This is a genomic window from Pantoea sp. WMus005, from assembly GCF_013415305.1.
In the GTDB taxonomy this organism is placed as follows: domain Bacteria; phylum Pseudomonadota; class Gammaproteobacteria; order Enterobacterales; family Enterobacteriaceae; genus Pantoea; species Pantoea rara.
In genome coordinates this window covers 955,932-974,158 of sequence record NZ_JACBXU010000001.1, presented here as the reverse complement: position 1 = coordinate 974,158, position 18,227 = coordinate 955,932, and the positions used below count along the sequence as shown (strand labels likewise).

Annotated in this window: 17 protein-coding genes; 5 read left to right on the top strand and 12 right to left on the bottom strand. The window is 53.1% G+C overall.

Annotation, left to right across the window (positions count from 1 at the left end):
* Positions 1–27 precede the first annotated feature (27 nt).
* Positions 28–726: an L-ribulose-5-phosphate 4-epimerase gene (gene araD / locus HZZ01_RS04320; RefSeq protein ID WP_179895641.1), complete on the bottom strand. Its 699-nt coding sequence runs from the start codon at positions 724–726 to the stop codon at positions 28–30.
* 352 nt (positions 727–1,078) lie between these two features.
* Here araD and osmB point away from each other — a divergent pair, with 352 nt between their 5' ends.
* Positions 1,079–1,294 (top strand): osmotically-inducible lipoprotein OsmB, encoded by a 216-nt coding sequence (gene osmB / locus HZZ01_RS04315; protein WP_003853848.1) that lies wholly within the window; start codon positions 1,079–1,081, stop codon positions 1,292–1,294.
* Positions 1,295–1,371: 77 nt separating this feature from the next.
* On the opposite strand, the gene yciH is transcribed toward osmB, so the two are convergent.
* From yciH to pgpB, 5 genes are all read right to left on the bottom strand, one after another.
* Entirely contained in the window at positions 1,372–1,695 is a 324-nt protein-coding gene (gene yciH, locus HZZ01_RS04310; protein WP_179895640.1) for a stress response translation initiation inhibitor YciH, read from the bottom strand.
* Positions 1,695–2,414 carry an orotidine-5'-phosphate decarboxylase gene (gene pyrF, locus HZZ01_RS04305; protein ID WP_179895639.1) on the bottom strand — a complete coding sequence of 240 codons (720 nt, stop codon included), beginning with the start codon at positions 2,412–2,414 and terminating at the stop codon, positions 1,695–1,697. The genes yciH and pyrF overlap by 1 nt, the downstream gene beginning before the upstream one ends.
* A gap of 197 nt (positions 2,415–2,611) precedes the next feature.
* The gene (gene lapB, locus HZZ01_RS04300) at positions 2,612–3,781 is read right to left on the bottom strand and encodes a lipopolysaccharide assembly protein LapB (RefSeq protein ID WP_179895638.1); all 1,170 of its coding nucleotides are present in this window, start codon (positions 3,779–3,781) and stop codon (positions 2,612–2,614) included.
* Positions 3,782–3,787: 6 nt separating this feature from the next.
* The gene (locus tag HZZ01_RS04295; protein ID WP_010244487.1) at positions 3,788–4,096 is read right to left on the bottom strand and encodes a LapA family protein; all 309 of its coding nucleotides are present in this window, start codon (positions 4,094–4,096) and stop codon (positions 3,788–3,790) included.
* A 134-nt stretch (positions 4,097–4,230) separates the two neighbouring features.
* Complete coding sequence (gene pgpB / locus HZZ01_RS04290; protein WP_179895637.1) at positions 4,231–4,989, bottom strand: phosphatidylglycerophosphatase B; 759 nt, start codon at positions 4,987–4,989, stop codon at positions 4,231–4,233.
* Positions 4,990–5,216: 227 nt separating this feature from the next.
* On the opposite strand from pgpB, the gene ribA reads away from it, so the two are divergent.
* Positions 5,217–5,810 carry a GTP cyclohydrolase II gene (gene ribA / locus HZZ01_RS04285; protein WP_179895636.1) on the top strand — a complete coding sequence of 198 codons (594 nt, stop codon included), beginning with the start codon at positions 5,217–5,219 and terminating at the stop codon, positions 5,808–5,810.
* Between the two features lie 32 nt (positions 5,811–5,842).
* On the opposite strand, the gene acnA is transcribed toward ribA, so the two are convergent.
* The 4 genes from acnA to topA form a co-directional block, all read right to left on the bottom strand.
* Positions 5,843–8,524: an aconitate hydratase AcnA gene (gene acnA, locus HZZ01_RS04280; RefSeq protein ID WP_179895635.1), complete on the bottom strand. Its 2,682-nt coding sequence runs from the start codon at positions 8,522–8,524 to the stop codon at positions 5,843–5,845.
* 610 nt (positions 8,525–9,134) lie between these two features.
* Positions 9,135–9,293 (bottom strand): YmiA family putative membrane protein, encoded by a 159-nt coding sequence (locus tag HZZ01_RS04275; protein WP_098050400.1) that lies wholly within the window; start codon positions 9,291–9,293, stop codon positions 9,135–9,137.
* Between the two features lie 497 nt (positions 9,294–9,790).
* A complete protein-coding gene (gene cysB, locus HZZ01_RS04270) occupies positions 9,791–10,765 on the bottom strand; it encodes an HTH-type transcriptional regulator CysB (RefSeq protein WP_179895634.1) in 975 nt (324 codons plus the stop codon).
* Positions 10,766–11,001: 236 nt separating this feature from the next.
* Complete coding sequence (gene topA, locus HZZ01_RS04265) at positions 11,002–13,626, bottom strand: type I DNA topoisomerase (protein ID WP_179895633.1); 2,625 nt, start codon at positions 13,624–13,626, stop codon at positions 11,002–11,004.
* A 371-nt stretch (positions 13,627–13,997) separates the two neighbouring features.
* Between topA and HZZ01_RS04260 the strand changes: the two genes are divergently transcribed.
* On the top strand, positions 13,998–14,246 hold the full coding sequence (locus HZZ01_RS04260; protein WP_179895632.1) for a YciN family protein: 249 nt from the start codon (positions 13,998–14,000) through the stop codon (positions 14,244–14,246).
* A gap of 28 nt (positions 14,247–14,274) precedes the next feature.
* Here the strand turns inward: HZZ01_RS04260 and sohB are convergent, their stop codons facing one another.
* Positions 14,275–15,321, bottom strand: coding sequence for a protease SohB (sohB, locus tag HZZ01_RS04255; protein ID WP_179895631.1), 1,047 nt, complete (start codon positions 15,319–15,321; stop codon positions 14,275–14,277).
* 173 nt (positions 15,322–15,494) lie between these two features.
* Between sohB and HZZ01_RS04250 the strand changes: the two genes are divergently transcribed.
* Both HZZ01_RS04250 and cobO read left to right on the top strand, forming a co-directional pair.
* Positions 15,495–16,256, top strand: a complete 762-nt coding sequence (locus tag HZZ01_RS04250; protein WP_179895630.1) for a YciK family oxidoreductase — start codon at positions 15,495–15,497, stop codon at positions 16,254–16,256.
* The gene (cobO, locus tag HZZ01_RS04245; RefSeq protein WP_179895629.1) at positions 16,256–16,846 is read left to right on the top strand and encodes a cob(I)yrinic acid a,c-diamide adenosyltransferase; all 591 of its coding nucleotides are present in this window, start codon (positions 16,256–16,258) and stop codon (positions 16,844–16,846) included. The genes HZZ01_RS04250 and cobO overlap by 1 nt, the downstream gene beginning before the upstream one ends.
* A gap of 51 nt (positions 16,847–16,897) precedes the next feature.
* Here cobO and rluB read toward each other — a convergent pair whose 3' ends face one another.
* Positions 16,898–17,788: a 23S rRNA pseudouridine(2605) synthase RluB gene (rluB, locus tag HZZ01_RS04240; protein ID WP_013358018.1), complete on the bottom strand. Its 891-nt coding sequence runs from the start codon at positions 17,786–17,788 to the stop codon at positions 16,898–16,900.
* Positions 17,789–18,227 lie beyond the last annotated feature (439 nt).

The window sequence follows — 18,227 nt, the reverse complement described above, 5'->3', positions numbered from 1 at the left end:
AAACGGGACGCCTTCGCGCCCCGCCTGTTATTTTTGCCCGTACCAGGCATTTTCGCCATGCTTTCGCAGGTAGTGCAGGTCAAGCAGGGTCTGGTTAATTGGCGGCAGATCAGGGGTCAGTTGCTGGCTGAACAGGCCCATATAGGCCACCTCCTCCAGCACCACCGCACTGTGCACGGCGGCGTGAGCATCTATGCCCCAGGCAAACGGACCATGTGAGTTGACCAGCACGCCCGGAATTGCCGAGGGAGACAGTCCACGCTGCGCAAAGGTCTCGATAATCACTTCGCCAGTATTCCACTCGTACTCATGCTGAATCTCGTCGTTGCGCATTGCACGGGTGCAGGGGATCTCGCCATAAAAATCGTCGGCGTGGGTGGTTCCCCAGGCCGGAATCGGTCGTCCAGCCTGCGCCCAAATGGTGGCGTGACGCGAATGGGTATGGACAATACCACCGACTTCCGGCCAGGCGAGATAGAGTGCGCGGTGCGTCGCCGTGTCCGATGAAGGGCGTTTATCGCCTTCTACCACGTTGCCACTCGCCAGTTCGACGACAACCATATCGTCGCGCTTCATCACCTCATAGCGCACGCCGGAAGGTTTAATTACCAGCAAACCCTGTTCGCGATCAATCGCGCTGACATTGCCCCAGGTGAACGTCACCAGGTTGTATTTAGGTAGATCCAGATTCGCTTCCAGAACCTGTTGTTTAAGGTGTTCCAGCATGCCTTTTCTCCTGCTGACAATCGTCCCTGAATTTTGCGGAGTCAGACGCCAAAGGGTTATGGAGCAAATGGCTATAAACGCAGAAGGAATGGCTGTGAATGCAAAAATGTGTCGTGATTTCAGAATTTTCTATCTTCGGAATGTGCGCGAAATGCTTAGAATCTTCTCAGGCAATGCGTGGACCTGTTCTGTCAGACCGGCATTGTGACTCACCCGCTACAAACGGTTTGTCCATGGTGATCACATTTCTATGCCGTCACGGATGCGGCAATGATGCGACACAAGCGGGCTGAGGAAATATCGGAGCTATACTAAGAGTGTTGCCTCTGTGAGCACATCAAAGGAGAAGTGTATGACAACAACAATGAAAAGAATCACTGCCGTTGTACTGGCGACCACGTTAGCTGTTGCACTGAGCGGCTGTTCTAACTGGTCTAAGCGTGACCGCAATACCGCCATTGGTGCGGGCGCGGGTGCGATTGGGGGTTCAGTATTGACCAATGGTAGCGCACTCGGCACAGTCGGTGGCGCAGCTGTCGGTGGTATTATCGGTCATCAGGTCCACTAAAGACCTTATTAAAAGAATAGTCGGCTACGCTAAGCATCTACACGACAATCGGGCTACTCTGGTAGCCCGATTTTTATTCAGCCGCCGGCCAGTTTGACCTTCATGCCTTTGGCTTCCAGCAGACTTTTCAGCAAATCGCGCTTATCGCCCTGAATCTCAATCACACCCTCTTTTACCGAACCGCCACAGCCGCACTTCTTTTTCAGTTCAGCTGCCAGCACTGTCAGTGCCGCGTCATCCAGATCAATGCCAGTGATCAGGCAGACCCCTTTGCCCTTGCGCCCGCTGGTCTGACGCTGGATGCGCACAATGCCATCCCCTTTCGGCCGTTCCGCTTTGGTCTCAGGCTGGGTAATGCGCCCGCTGTCGGTGGAGTAAACCAGTCGATTATTATCTGCCATTATGGTGTCTCCAGACTGTGCAGGATCGCCTGCAGCGTGGCGGCGGGTTCGGCTGATTGGGTGATCGGACGCCCTATAACCATGTAGTCCACGCCCGCCTGCTTCGCCTGCTGTGGCGTCATAATGCGACGCTGATCGCCTGCATCACTGCCAGCCGGGCGAATTCCCGGCGTGACCAGCGCAAAATCCTGGCCCAGAACCTGTTTGAAGCGAACGGCTTCATGCGCTGAACAGACTACACCATCCAGCCCGCATGACTGCGTCAGCTTTGCCAGCCGTTCTGCCTGTTCGGCAGGAGACAGCGTGATGCCCAGCCCTTTGAGATCGTCTGCATCCATGCTGGTCAGTACGGTCACCGCAATCAGCAGCGGCGCATCTTTACCAAAGGGCAGCAACGCCTCACGTGCCGCGTGCATCATCCTCGCCCCGCCGCTGGCATGGACGTTGACCATCCAGACCCCCAGATCGGCAGCGGCAGCCACGGCATGTGCAGTGGTGTTGGGAATGTCATGGAATTTCAGATCGAGGAAGACTTCAAAGCCGCGCTGCTGCAGGGTTTTAACCAGCGAAGGGCCAAACAGCGTAAACATCTCTTTGCCTACTTTCAGGCGGCAACTTCGGGGATCGATCTGGTCGACGAAACGCAACGCGCTGTCGAGGTCATGATAATCCAGCGCTACCAGAATCGGCGAAGCGGTCACGTTGTGGGGTGAAGGCATGGCATTTCCTCTGCAACAGGCGCCCGCAGGCGCAATAGACAAACGGCAAGCATTCTACCTTCCGTGTCTGACCATCACAATCGCCATTCCCCCTCTGCCCGGCAATTTCCGCACTGGCGCTGAAATGGGGAAGATAATCAGACTTTAAGTATGTTGTAACTATAATAAGGTGCCATCCACAGGACTGAACGGCCTGTTTACTGGCCGTCGAGACCACGAATAGGTTTAACGGATGACCAGGTACGGCAGGATGGGCAGTGCCAGTAAAGTGCATGGGCGGTAAAGCCACACTTCTGGCAGCGATAACGCGGCTTGGTGCGGATTTGTTCACCAACCATGTCACGCAGGACCATCAGGCTATCTTTAGCGCGCCCCTCTTCCGCTTCATGCAGGTTTAAATCCATCAGACGATGAAACACACGCATTGTCGGATGACGCTGCAACTGACGGCTGATGTAGTTCTGGGCTGCTTCAGGCCCCTGCTGCTGCTCCAGGATATCGGACAGATAGAGTTCTGCTGCCGCACCGGTGTTTTCTTCCACACAGCGCTGCAGGAAATCAGCCCAGGCTTCTGGCTGTTTGAGCCGCTCGAAACAGGTCTCCAGCATGCCCAGCGTTTCACTGACCAGCTCTTTATCCTGATCCAGCACACGTTGCAGATGACCAACTGCTTTGGCGAAGTCTTCTTTCTCCATCAGAATACGGCCCATCATGATAGAGATGCGTGCGCTGTTGCGGTCGGCGGCCTCCCCTTTCTTCAGCAGGTTCATCGCACGATCCAGATCGTCGCTGCTCATCGCCTGTAATGCCAGTTCACAGTAGAAGTGGGCGATTTCACCTTTCTGCTTCTCTTTGCCGAGCTTAACCAGCCGTTCTGCAACTTCAATCGCCTGCTGCCAGTCGCTGGTTGCCTGATGGATCAGCAGCAGCTGCTGCAGGGCGCCCACCCGAAAGTCAGTTTCATCGGTGAGCTGCTTAAACATATCTTCAGCGCGGTCATATAAGCCCGCCGCCATGTAGTCGCGACCCAGCTGCTGTACGGCGAGCAGACGCTGCTCATAACTCAGAGACGCGCTTTCCATTAACGCCTGGTGGATACGGATGGCGCGGTCGACTTCACCGCGCGATCGGAACAGGTTTCCCAGCGTCAGGTGCGCTTCAACCGTGCCGCTGTCCTCTTTCAGCATATCGAGAAACAGGTCGACCGCTTTATCCTGCTGGTTTGAGAGCAGAAAGTTTACGCCAGCGACATATTCACGAGAGAGTCGGTTGGCTTCCTGTTGCTTGTCCTGATGCGCGCTGCGACGGCCCATATACCAGCCATACGCAGCCGCCACCGGCAGTAACAGAAACAGCAATTCATGCATCGGGTATTATTCCCGGCCAGCCGGCGAAGATGGCGTGGTCGCCAGTGCAGTACTCTGCTCGATTTGGGTCTGCATACGCTTAATTTTCCGGTTGGCATTCGCCAGGGAGACGCGGGTCCGTAACCAGAACAGACCGCAGATAATCCAGCCAAGCACGAAACCTGCGCCAAACAGTGATGCCAGTAAGGTCGAGATGCTGAACTCACCCTGCGCCAGCAGATAGTTAAAAGTAATGACCTGATCGTTATGTGCACCCAGGGTGACGGAAATAATGAAAATGACCAGTACCACTAAAAAAATCAGCAAATATTTCACAGTGCATCCTGTTGTGAGGTTGTCGGGTATAATTATGCCAAAACTCCAGCAAAAATGCTGCTCCCAGCAGCATCTGACTCGTCACTTTTGCGCGGGCCTGCCTAATAATATGGGGTCTTAAGGGTGAATTACAATCAGGGCTCCCGCTGCGCCACTTCTTTTTGCTCTTCCGGCGGCAGCGTCAGCGGGCCACAGAAACGCTGCGCCAGCCAGGTGGCAACGGTGACCAGTATCCAGGAGAGGACCGTTGCCATTGCCAGATCGCGTGGCCAGTGCATGCCCAGCAGCAGACGGCTCGCCATTACGCCGGTAGCCCACAGGAAGATCACCACAACGGTTTTATAGTGACGACGCGGCCAGAGCAGACCCAATGCCAGCAGTGCCCAGCTGGCGGCAAACATGGTATGGCCAGAGGGAAAGGCAAAACCGGTTTCAAACGCCCAGTGCCGTTTCAGCCAGCCTGGAATCTGCGTCTCATCGGCGATCAATGACGTCACCATCTCGCCACGCTGTTTGCGCCTGAGTTCATAGAAGGTCTTCTCATCCAGGCCGTGATGCTGTTCGAGCCAGATCACATAGGGGCGTGGCTCCTGAATCTGCTCTTTGATAAAAGATTTGGTGTACTGCCCTGCCAGAATCGTCGCATTCATGATCAGCAGCAGCAAAATGGCGGGTTTCAGGCGAAAGCGCAGGCACCAGAGCATCCAGGCACTCAACACAACGCTGGTAACAATGCCCCACGGATTGGTAACGGTTTCGGTCATCCAGAAGAGACTTTTCAGCAGCGCATTGCTTTCGCCCGGCTGCCAGCGCCAGCCGGTAAGCCAGACGGCAACCGGCATGATCAGCAGCAGCAGCATTCCGAAGGTGGTACGACGCGAAATCTTAAACATCTTCTTCCCTTATCCCGGTGTCAAAAGACAACAATTGCATAACTTTAGCTTAAAAAAGAATAACATAACCGTTGCCGATTGGATAATTGTGCTTTATCACTGCAATTGGTATCAGAGATTACCAGCCCGCCTGCGGGTTGTGGCACAATATTGCACGTTTGTCGGGCCACACTGGCCTGTGCACTATCATGATGATAGTGCATCCTCTGAAGGTTCTGGAGAGTCACATGCAGCTTAAACGGGTGGCAGAAGCCAAACTGCCCACGCCATGGGGAGATTTCCTGATGGTTGGTTTTGAAGAACTGGCAACCGGACATGACCATGTTGCGCTGGTCTTTGGTGATATTAATGATAACGAGCCGGTACTGGCGCGCGTTCACTCCGAATGCCTGACCGGCGATGCACTCTTCAGCCTGCGTTGCGACTGTGGCTTTCAGCTGGAAGCTGCCCTCAATGCCATCGCAGAAGAGGGTCGCGGCGCGCTGCTTTATCACCGTCAGGAAGGCCGTAATATTGGCCTGCTAAATAAGATCCGCGCCTATGCGTTGCAGGACAAAGGTTATGACACCGTAGAAGCGAACCATCAATTGGGTTTTGCCGCCGATGAGCGCGACTTCACGCTGTGCGCCGATATGTTCAAACTGCTGGGCGTTAATGAAGTGCGTCTGCTGACCAATAACCCACGTAAAGTGGAGATCCTGAGTGAAGCCGGGATCAATATTGTTGAACGTGTCCCCCTGATTGTGGGACGTAACCCGAAGAATGCGCACTATCTGGATACGAAAGCGGCAAAAATGGGACACCTGCTGCCGAAGTCATAAATGAAAAAGCCGGGTCTCCCCGGCTTTTTTTGTCAGTCCAGCATATTGCGGATAACGTAGTGCAGTATGCCGTCATTGCGGTAATAGGTCAGCTCATTACCGGTATCAATGCGACAACGGGTATCCAGCTCTTCCTTGCTGCCGTCAGCACGGGTCAGCGTGACTTTCACGCTGCAGCCTGGCGTCAGTGACTGAAGATTTTCCACATCAATGTGCTCTTCACCCGTCAATCCCAGGGTTTTGCGGGTCACGCCCTGCGGGAACTCCAGTGGCAGAATGCCCATCCCAATCAGGTTAGAGCGGTGAATACGCTCAAAAGACTCCGAAATGACGACTCTGACGCCCTGCAGACGAGGTCCTTTAGCCGCCCAGTCACGGCTTGAACCGGAGCCATACTCTTTCCCTGCGATAACCGCCAGCGGCACACCCTCTTCCTGATACTTCATCGCGGCGTCATAGATGGCCAGTTGTTCGCCACTCGGGTAATGGCGGGTATAGCCGCCCTCTACACCCGGTACCATCTCATTGCGAATACGGATGTTGGCGAACGTGCCGCGCATCATCACTTCATGGTTGCCGCGACGCGAACCGTAGGAGTTAAAGTCGTTGCGCTCAACGCCGTGTGACAGCAGATAACGCCCGGCCGGACTTTCCGCCTTAATACTGCCCGCTGGCGAAATATGGTCCGTGGTGACGGAGTCGCCCAGCAGTGCGAGCACCCGGGCACCGCGAATATCCTGTACCGGCTTAGGCTCTTTCTCCATATCATCAAAGAACGGCGACAGACGGATGTAGGTCGAGCCTTCATCCCAGTCATAAGTTGCCGCTTCACTGACCTTAATCTCCTGCCATTCTGGCGTGCCATCGAAGACTTCGGCGTACTCTTTATGGAACATGTCGCTGGTGACCTGCTGCACGGCTGTGGCGATCTCTTCCGGTGACGGCCAGATATCTTTCAGATACACCGGCTGGCCCTGGCGATCGTGGCCCAGCGGCTCCGTCTGCAGGTTGATCTTCATGTTACCGGCCAGCGCATAGGCCACCACCAGCGGTGGTGACGCCAGCCAGTTGGTTTTAATCAGCGGATGAATACGGCCTTCAAAATTACGGTTGCCGGACAGTACAGCCCCTACCGTCAGATCGCCCGCTTTAATCGCAGACTCAATCTCATCTTTCAGCGGGCCGGAGTTACCGATACAGGTGGTGCAGCCATAACCGACCAGGTTAAAGCCCAGTTCATCAAGATACGAGGTGAGTTGCGCGACGGCCAGGTAGTCTGAAACGACTTTAGAACCCGGAGCCAGAGAGGCTTTAACCCAGGGCTGACGTTTCAGACCACGCTCGACCGCTTTTTTCGCCAGTAAACCAGCCGCCATCAGCACGCTGGGATTAGAGGTGTTGGTACAGGATGTAATCGCACTGATCACTACCGCACCATCGGTCAGCGTATGCGTCAGTCCGGTATCGCTGTCGGTATATTCGACGTTTTTATGCGGTTTCTGCGCCTGATTCACTTCCAGCTCGTTGCTGGCATCAAACGCAGCGGGCACATCGCCCAGTGAAACCCGATCCTGCGGACGTTTTGGTCCCGCCAGGCTTGATTCCACCTCATTCATATCCAGTGCCAGCGTGCTGGTAAAGCGCGGCTCATCACCGGGATTGCGCCACAGGCCCTGCGCTTTGGCATAGGCTTCCACTAAGGCGACCTGTTCAGCATCCCGGCCGGTCAATGTCATGTAGCTCAGTGTGACGTCATCGACCGGGAAGAAACCGCAGGTCGCACCATATTCCGGAGCCATGTTAGCGATAGTCGCGCGGTCTGCCAGCGGCAGATCGGCCAGGCCATCACCGTAAAACTCCACGAATTTACCCACGACGCCATGCTTACGCAGCATCTGGGTGACGGTTAAAACGAGGTCAGTTGCAGTAATGCCCGGGCGTAGCTTGCCAGTGAGTTTGAAACCCACCACATCCGGGATCAACATTGAGACGGGCTGACCCAGCATGGCAGCCTCGGCCTCGATCCCCCCAACGCCCCATCCCAGCACGCCAAGCGCATTGATCATAGTGGTGTGGGAGTCAGTACCCACCAGGGTATCCGGCCAGGCATACTCTTCACCGTTGAGCGTTTCATGCCAGATTGCCTTACCCAGATATTCCAGGTTGACCTGATGACAGATCCCGGTGCCCGGCGGCACAACGCGGAATTTATCAAACGCTTTCTGGCCCCAGCGGAGGAAAACGTAGCGCTCATGGTTGCGTTCCATTTCCAGCCGGACGTTTTCTTCAAAGGCATCATCGTCGCCAAAATGATCGACCGTGACTGAGTGGTCAATAACCAGATCAACCGGCGATAACGGATTCACTTTGGCCACGTCGCCGCCCAGGCGATTCACCGCTTCGCGCATTGCTGCCAGGTCAACTACGGCAGGGACGCCGGTAAAGTCCTGCATGAGTACGCGGGCTGGACGATAGGCAATTTCTCGCTCAGCATGGGCATCTTTCTGCCAGTCAACCAGCGCCTGGATGTCCTCTGCCGTAACGGAATCCCCATCCTGCCAGCGCAGTAAATTTTCCAGCAAAACTTTGAGGGATTTTGGCAGGCTATCGATATTGCCAAGATGTTGAGCAGCGCGGGGAAGACTGAAGATGTGATATTTTTTGGTGTCGACCTGCAGTATTTCCTGACTCTGCTCGCGTAGGGTAGACGACATAGCTCCTCCTTTTCTTCGTTCATGGTCTTAAACCTTAGAGAGACAAAGGTTTATGTTAAAGATAGACCACAAATTCGTTAACGTTTTGATTACAACACAAATTGCTACAATCGCGCATAAACGAAAATGCCCCGTGAAGTCACGAGGCATCATAAAAAGGTGATTTTAAATCAAATTACAGCGTAATCCACACCGCCGCAGACCAGAACGCAAAGGAGAAAGCATACGCGCTGAGCCAGGACATTTTTATCATATTCATTTGGTTCACTCCTTCGCCGGAATCGGGCGTAAAAGTTTTTTGCGGTCACCCTATCTAATGGGGCGACACCCTTTGGTCGTACAGGATGTGGAAAAGGGCATTATAAAAAAAGCCCGCCGGAAACGCCGGTAATAAAAGAACGTGTACTTACAGTTGGTCTGAAAACGTTATTTACTTTTAGGGTCAAGAAAAGACTCAATAAAAAGTCTCTGGTTATCACTCAAATCCCATGACTCCGGGATAGACACTTTCTCGTCCTTTGCAAGCGGTTCTTTTCCTTTGCAGGCAACCGGCTTGTGCTGACGCGAGGTCAGGGAACGTTTATGGCTGAGTGTGTTTGCCCACATGGCTTTAGCCCCAGATACGCCAGATCATTAACGCTACGACTACCCAGAACAGCGCAGAGGCAGCGAATACGGTTAACCAGGCGTTGCGACGGGTGTTGCCGGTACGCTCAACCTTGGTGCTTTTTACCGGGAAACCCGGTTGTACAGTCAGTCGTGTATTCATAGTTTTTGATAATCACTCTCAACAAAATGATTGATAACATCGATTAAGATTTAGGAGGAATCCTAAACGCGTTAAGGCCAAAAATCCAGTTATTTTTATTGAGTAAAACGATTAACAGTATTAATCAATAGGCTTCTGTAACGTCAGAAATCATTAACTCCCGAACAAATATTTATTTAAACAGACAGCGCATAAATTTGAGTTAATTTAAAAACAGATCCATTTAAAACTTTAGTCCCTACTTAAGAACCTATATGTTTACTGGCTTCCCACATCAGCTCTTAACTGGAGTATGGGAATAATCCTGGCAAGCCGCAAAGTGACATAGTTAAAAATGTGTTGTAATTCGCATTTAAGAAAGCCCAATCGGAAAACATGTGATCAATGTTTTATTTACAAAAAAATCATTAAAACTTTTGAGTCTCATTTGGCGCTAAACCCTGGAGACAAAAAAGGCTGCACACGGCAGCCTTTAGTGTAAGCAGAGTGCGTAAACTCTATTTAAACGGCAGTTTGATATCTTTAAACATCGCCTCAATGTCTTCGTTTGAGCGCAGTGCTACCGCAGTATCCACCACGTCACGTGTCAGGTGCGGCGCAAAACGTTGGATAAAATCATACATATAACTGCGAAGAAAGGTGCTGCGGCGAAAGCCAATCTTGGTGGTGCTGTTGGTAAAGATATCGGCGGCTTCTATGCGAATCAGGTCAGGATCGGCGACCGGGTCCACCGCCATACTGGCGATAACACCCACGCCCAGACCTAACCGGACATACGTTTTAATAACGTCAGCGTCGGTAGCGGTGAAAACAATGCGTGGCGTTAATCCCGCCCGATTGAAGGCCGTATCCAGCTCTGAACGCCCGGTAAAGCCAAAGGTGTAGGTCACCAGCGGATAGTCAGCCAGCTCCTCGATAGTCACCTGCCCTTTTCCCGCCAGCGGATGGTCAGCCGTGACGACAATCGCCCGGTTCCAGTGATAGCACGGCAGCATGATTAAATCGTCATAGAGATGCAGCGCTTCGGTGGCAATGGCAAAATCTGCATTGCCCTTGGAGACCGCTTCAGCAATCTGGGTCGGAGAACCCTGGTGCATGTGCAGGGAGACACGCGGATAGCGCTCGATAAAGCCTTTGATCACGCCTGGCAGTGCATAACGTGCCTGCGTATGCGTGGTAGCGACATAGAGCGAGCCTTTATCCGGCCAGGTGTGCTCACCAGCCACCGATTTGATCGCATCCACTTTGGAGAGCACTTCACGCGCTATGCGGATAATCTCTTCCCCTGCGGGCGTCACCTGGGTGAGATGCTTGCCGCTGCGGGCAAAGATTTGCACGCCCAGCTCATCTTCCAGCATACGCACCTGTTTACTGATGCCGGGTTGAGAGGTGTAGAGACCTTCCGCTGTCGAAGAGACATTGAGATTATGGTTCACCACTTCGACGATATAGCGCAACTGCTGTAATTTCATATCTATTCCATCCGGTAAGTTACAGAGTCGCATCCCCGGTTGACGTATAGTCGCGAGGGTAAAGAAAGGCTATGCATCAGGAAAGGTCGGAAATGCTATAACAACTATATCAGTTTAAGTAAGAGAGTAGAACGGATTGATATAAGGCTCAGAAAAAGGCCAGCGAACGCTGGCCTGAGTATGGCGGAAATCGTAGCGGCGCAGAAAAAAGGCCAGCAAACGCTGGCCGGTGTGGATTACTTCTTCGCAACCTGCCATTTGCCATCTATATAGAAGGCGGACCAGCCCGTTGCCTTGCCCTCTTTTTCAGAGGAGACATACTGCTGTTTGGTTTTGCGGCTGAAGCGCACCATCGCCTTATTGCCTTCCGGATCGGCTGCTGGCGCGTCGGCCAGGTATTTCAGCTTCTCAGGCAGACGATCCCGGAAACGCTGAAGCTCTTCAACCAGCGGTGCACGCGTTTCACGTGATTTCGGGAAGGTGTTGGCGGCGAGGAAAACGCCCGCTGCACCGTCACGCAACACGAAGTAAGCATCTGACTTCTCACACGCCAGCTCTGGCAGTGGAACCGGATCTTCTTTCGGTGGGGCAACTTCACCACTACGCAGAATCTTACGGGTGTTTTTGCACTCTTCGTTGGTACACGCCATGTACTTTCCAAAGCGTCCCATTTTCAGGTGCATCTCAGAACCACACTTCTCGCACTCCACTATCGGGCCGTCGTAGCCTTTGATGCGGAATTCGCCCTTTTCGATTTCGTAACCGTCACATTCCGGGTTATTACCACAGACATGCAGTTTACGTTCATTGTCGATCAGGTAGCTGTCCATCGCCGTGCCACACTTCTGGCAGCGACGACGGGCACGCAGGGCATTGGTCTCAGCATCATCCCCTTCCAGAATATTAAGGACTTCATTTTCCGGAATCAGGTTGATGGTCTGTTTGCAGCGCTCTTTAGGCGGCAGCGCATAGCCGGAGCAGCCCAGGAAGACACCGGTACTGGCGGTACGAATCCCCATCTGACGGCTACAGGTAGGACACTCAATTGAGGTCAGCACCATCTGGTTCGGCTGCATGCCGCCCTCTTCAGGATCTTTCTCAGCCAGTTCAAGCTGCTGAGTAAAGTCGGTGAAGAAGTGGTCGAGTACCGCTTTCCATTCCGCTTCGTTATTGGCAACCTGGTCAAGATTGCTCTCCATGCGGGCGGTGAAATCGTAGTTCATCAGTTCGCGGAAGTTCTCTTCCAGACGATCGGTGACAATCTCACCCATTTTTTCCGCATAGAAACGGCGGTTTTCCACCCGCACATAGCCACGATCCTGAATGGTCGAGGTGATGGCTGCGTACGTTGATGGACGGCCAATGCCACGCTTTTCCAGCTCACGCACCAGTGACGCTTCGCTGAAGCGCGCCGGCGGTTTAGTAAAGTGCTGGCCGGGCAGCAATTGTTGCAGGTCGAGAACATCACCCACTGTCACCGCAGGCAGCGTACGATCTTCATCATTTTTACGCAGCGCGGGCATCACTTTAGTCCAGCCGTCGAAACGCAGAATACGACCTTTCGCTTTGAGTTTAAATTCACCCGCCGCCGCCGTGATGGTGCTGGAGTCATATTTGGCCGGCGTCATCTGACAGGCAACAAACTGACGCCAGATCAGCTGATAGAGTTTCTGCGCATCCGCTTCCATATCTTTCAACTGTTCTGCCACCACTTCCACATCAGAAGGACGAATTGCTTCATGCGCTTCCTGGGAATTCTCTTTGCTGGCGTAAGTAATGGCCGTTTCAGGGAGGTACTTTTTACCGAAATTGCTTTCGATATAGCCACGCGCCATCGCGACCGCATCCTGACTCAGATTGGTTGAGTCGGTACGCATATAAGTAATGTGACCCGCTTCGTACAGGCGCTGGGCCATCATCATGGTCTTTTTGACGCCAAAACCGAGGCGGGTACTGGCAGCCTGCTGCAGCGTCGACGTAATATAAGGCGCGCCCGGCTTGCTACTGGTCGGCTTATCTTCGCGGTCGACGATTTCATAGCGCGCTTTTTCCAGCAGCGCGACAGCGACATAGGTCTCGTCGCGGTTGACCGGACGGAAAGCTTTATCGCCTTTGTGCGTCACGTCCATCGACAGCTCATCGCCTTTTGGCGTGGTCAGCGCGGCATTAACTTCCCAGTACTCTTCGGGAACAAAGGCTTTGATCTCACGTTCACGCTCCACCACCAGGCGAACGGCAACGGATTGCACGCGGCCGGCTGAGAGACCACGGGCGATCTTCTTCCACAGCAGTGGCGAGACCATATAACCAACAACACGGTCCATGAAACGACGCGCCTGCTGAGCATTCACCCGATCAATATTCAGCTCACCCGGCTTCTCAAACGCCTGACGAATCGCATTTTTGGTAATTTCGTTAAAGACCACACGGCTGAAGCGCGAGTCGTCACCCCCGATCACTTCCCGCAGGTGCCAGGCAATGGCTTCCCCTTCGCGGTCAAGGTCGGTTGCGAGATAAATGTGGTCAGCATTGGCGGCTAACGCCTTCAGTTCCGCAACGACTTTCTCTTTGCCGGGCAGAATCTGGTAATCCGCTTCCCAGCCGTGATAAGGGTCAACACCCATGCGGCTGACGAGTGCGGCTTTCTCATCTTTTTTAACTTTTTTGACTTTCTTGTCAGTCGCAGCGTCTTTGGCTTTCTTTTCAGTCGAGGCGTCAGCACTCTTCTTCGCGGTTGAACCACTGGTCGGCAGATCCCGGATATGACCGACGCTGGATTTAACCACGTAGTCATTGCCCAGATATTTATTGATTGTTTTAGCCTTTGCCGGGGACTCAACAATAACGAGTGCTTTACCCATATTTACCTTTACCTAATGAAAACATCCTGCTTAACGGGAGAGGATTGGATGCCCAAAAACCCAGTGGGTTCAATATTGCTGCGCCTGTTTAACATTTCAAGGCGGAGGGGTCAATCTCAGATCAGATGATGTGGCGTTATGCAACCTCATGATAAAGCGTGCTTTTTCAATCTGAACTCTTCGCACATCCTGGTGCAAAATCCCTGAAATCGGAATCGCCCACACTCTACCTGATAAAATCTGTTACGCAACTTAATTAGCACTCAGCCCGAAGTTACGCCAGGTTTTCATCGTTCAGAGCGATTTGTCACACCGCCTGACTGGACAGTAATATAGAAGGAATCAGAATGCTGTGAAGAAGGAGTGAATAAATGCAGAGATCGACTGAGGCTATTTCCCGCCAGGCGTTACTGGAAAAGGCCAATGCGCTGATTAAAGAACATGATGATTATTTAGCCGGGATGCAGGCGGACGAGGTGATTCAGCAGGCGGATGTTCTGGTCTTTCGCGGACCGTTTTTTCTCGATGCAGAGGGACTGCCGACCGCGAAAACCACTGCGGTGTTTAACGTATTTAAACACCTTGCTGTGGTGCTGTCGCCGCGCTATCACCTGGAATAAAAAAACCCGGCACAGGCCGGGTTTCGCATCAGAGCAGTGGCTTCTCACCGCGCTGCCAGAGTTTCAGCAAAAGGCCCTCTGCCGCTGAACCTGCGCTCTGGGTAAAGCGGTCCATCATTTTGCGGCGACGGGCGTAATGCACACCGAGCACGTTGAACTGCTCCATCTGACGGATGATCAAATCATCGCTGGTACCGATTTCGTCAATCAGGCCCAGATCCAGCGCCTGACGGCCATACCAGTGTTCGCCGGTGGCTACCTGATCAATATCAAGTGTCGGGCGCATCTGGTGGACAAACTGCTTAAACAGCAGGTGCGTTTCGTCCAGATCTTCCTGGAATTTCTCACGTCCCTCTTCAGTGTTCTCACCAAACAGCGTCAGTGTGCGCTTATACTGACCTGCGGTATGCAGCTCAACATCAATATTGTTACGCTTCAGCAGGCGGTTAAAATTTGGGATTTGCGCAACCACGCCGATGGAGCCGATAATCGAGAACGGCGCGGCCACAATGCGATCGGCCACGCAGGCCATCATGTAACCGCCGCTGGCAGCCACTTTATCGACGGCTGCTGTGATGCGAAGACCCTGATCGCGCAGACGCTGCAACTGAGAGGCCGCCAGCCCATAGCCATGCACCACACCGCCAGGACTTTCAAGACGCAGCAGGACTTCATCGCCGGGCTGCTTCACGGCCAGCACAGCTGAAATCTCTTCGCGCAGTGAGGCCACTTCACCTGCATCCATGCTGCCTTTAAAATCAATGACATAGAGTGTAGGTTTAACACTGTCACTCCGGCCCTGCTTCGCCGCCTGCTTTTCCGCTTTGGCTTTCAGCTTTTCGCTTTTTTTATGATTTTTCAGCCAGACTTTCTGCGCCTGGGGCTGCATTTTTGCCAGCTGTAAATCCTCTTTCATCTGCTGATAGTCATCACCCAGGTGAGTCAGGCGAAGCTGACCGCTTTGTGCCCGTTTGCGTAACGCGGCATTCATGATAATCATGACAATCGCAGCGACGGCAACCACCAGTGTCACCGCTTTCGCTAAAAACAGTCCATACGTTGAAATAAAATCCATCAGGTCGCCTTAGTAACAGAGAATCAAAAACAGTACGCCAGTTTAGCCGTTTTGCCCTGTTCCGTCGCCTGAAATGCCAGCAGCTGGCACAGAATGCGTGGGTTGGCGATTGCGCCCATTCGTAAATTAAGGCATAAAGCGGAATCATGCTGTTTTCGCCGGAGGAACCCGCTGTGCATTATCAACCGAAAAGCGACCTGCTCAATCACCGTATTATCCTGGTTACTGGCGCTTCAGATGGCATTGGCCGGGAAGCGGCGCTGACATACGCCCGTTATGGCGCCGAAGTGATCCTGATGGGTCGTAACGCTGAGAAACTTCAGCTGGTCGAACAGGCCATCAATCAGCTTAATCAATGCCCTGCTCACACCGTGGTGTTCGATCTGGCCGAGGCGACACCGGAACGCTGCCATCAGATCGCAGAACAACTGGACCAGCAGTTTCCGCGTCTGGACGGCGTACTGCATAACGCTGGTATCCTTGGTGAGATTGTGCCGCTGGCCGAACTCGATCCACAGGTCTGGCAGCAGGTGATGAACATCAATCTGGACGCTACCTTCTTCCTGACGCAGGCGCTGCTGCCGCTGCTGTTAAAATCGGATGCTGGTTCATTGGTCTTTACCACTTCCAGCGTTGGCCGCACCGGTCGCGCAGGCTGGGGCGCTTACGCTGTCTCTAAATTTGCTACCGAAGGCATGATGCAGGTGCTGGCCGATGAGTATAAAACTCAGTCGCTGCGGGTGAACTGCATCAATCCAGGCGGCACACGTACCAAAATGCGCGCCAGCGCCTTCCCGCAGGAAGATGCTAACAAGCTGAAAACGCCCGCCGATCTGATGCCGCTCTACCTTTATCTGATGGGTGATGACAGCAGACGGAAAACCGGGATCAGCTTTGATGCTCAGCCAGGCAGAAAACCCGGGGCCGCGGAATAATGGCTGACGATCGTCATCAACAGCGCCAGCAGCGGTTAAAAGAGCAGGTCGATGCACGTATTGCGGCAGCCACCGAAGTTCGCGGCATCCTGATGGTGTTTACCGGAAATGGCAAAGGAAAAACTACCGCGGCCTTTGGCACGGCACTTCGCGCCACCGGACATGGTAAGCGCGTGGCGGCCATTCAGTTTATTAAAGGTGACTGGCCGAATGGTGAGCGTAATCTGCTGGAACAACACGGTGTCGAGTTTCAGGTGATGGCAACCGGGTTTACCTGGGACACACAGAACCGCGAAACGGATACCGCCGCCTGTCTGGTTGTGTGGCAGCATGCAAAACGGATGCTGTCCGATGAACAGCTCGATCTGGTGGTGCTCGACGAAATCACCTATATGGTCAGCATGGATTATCTGCCACTGGACGATTTGATTACCGCCCTGCAGCAGCGGCCGGCGCATCAGAGCGTGATCATTACCGGACGTGGCTGTCATCGCAGCCTGACTGAAATGGCGGATACGGTAACGGAGATGCGGCCGGTCAAGCACGCGTTTGATGCCGGTATACAGGCTCAGCAGGGAATTGACTGGTAGCAAAAAAAAACGCAGCCCTGGGGCTGCGTTTTTCGCGAACGGTCAACGGGATTAACCGGAGTTACGTTTGCTACCCGGATTGCGGCGTGGTGCACGGGGTGTGCTACTCACTTTGCTGTGACGTTTCACCGCACGACGAATCTGGTTCGCTTTGGTGCGACGACGATCTTTCTCGACCACCAGCTTGGTGACGGTTTCATCATCCAGTTCTACCAGATTACGCAGGTAGTTCACCGCGGGCAGATCCAGTTCAGTCCAGCCACCGCGTGGCAGGCCTTTTGGTAAGGTGATATCGCCGTAACGCACACGCATCAGACGGCTGACCTGCACACCAACCGCCTCCCACAAACGACGTACTTCACGGTTACGTCCTTCGGTCAGGGTCACGTTGTACCACTGATTGATGCCTTCTCCGCCGCCAAACTTCAGGGTCTTAAAGGCAGCCGGACCATCCTCCAGCTGAACGCCTTTGCTCAGCTGACGAATTTTATCATCGTCGACCTGACCAAAAACGCGCACCGCATATTCACGCTCTACTTCCCGGCTCGGATGCATCAGGCGGTTCGCCAGTTCACCGTCGGTGGTGAAAAGCATCAGACCACAGGTGTTCACATCCAGACGGCCAACAGCAATCCAGCGTGAACCGCGCAGGCGAGGCAGACGGTCAAAGACCGTCGGGCGGCCTTCAGGATCGCTGCGGGTGCAGAGTTCACCTTCCGGTTTGTAGTAAGCCAGCACACGGCAGACTTCGGTTGCTGATTCAGCAATCGACACCAGATGGCCATCAATTCGGATTTTCAGGGATTTGCTGCTTTCGACGCGGTCGCCCAGGGTGGCGATCTTGCCGTCAACGCTGACACGGCCTGCAGCAATCATTGATTCGATTTCGCGACGCGAGCCATGACCGGCACGCGCTAAGACTTTCTGTAACTTTTCGCTCATTGAGCTTCCTCTTTGTCGCCTTCCCAGGCGTCATCATTGGGTGATAATCCCTTCTAAATCAACAGGTTAACTTAGTAAGTTTGCCCCATTATACAGGCATTTAACGCTGATGTAACGCGCTTTATGAGTGACGCAACAGCGAATAAAGAAGGTTTACCTCTAATCATTTTATATCTGATTATTCGTCATGCTGATTTAATTAATATCCGCCCCTATGATAAGAAAATATGTTTAATAAAACACAGCCATCGAAAACTTTATAGCTGATGAAAATTAAATTTTCTAACTACTCCCTTACCCTCAAAGTGATGTTCTAAGGAAGAAAACCTTAACGCTATCTTACACTTCCTCAGTTTATCACCTGCCTTTAACATTCTAAAAAAAACATTAAAGACAGAACAAAAAACTACCTGATTGATTTTAGCCATGCTAAGTGATC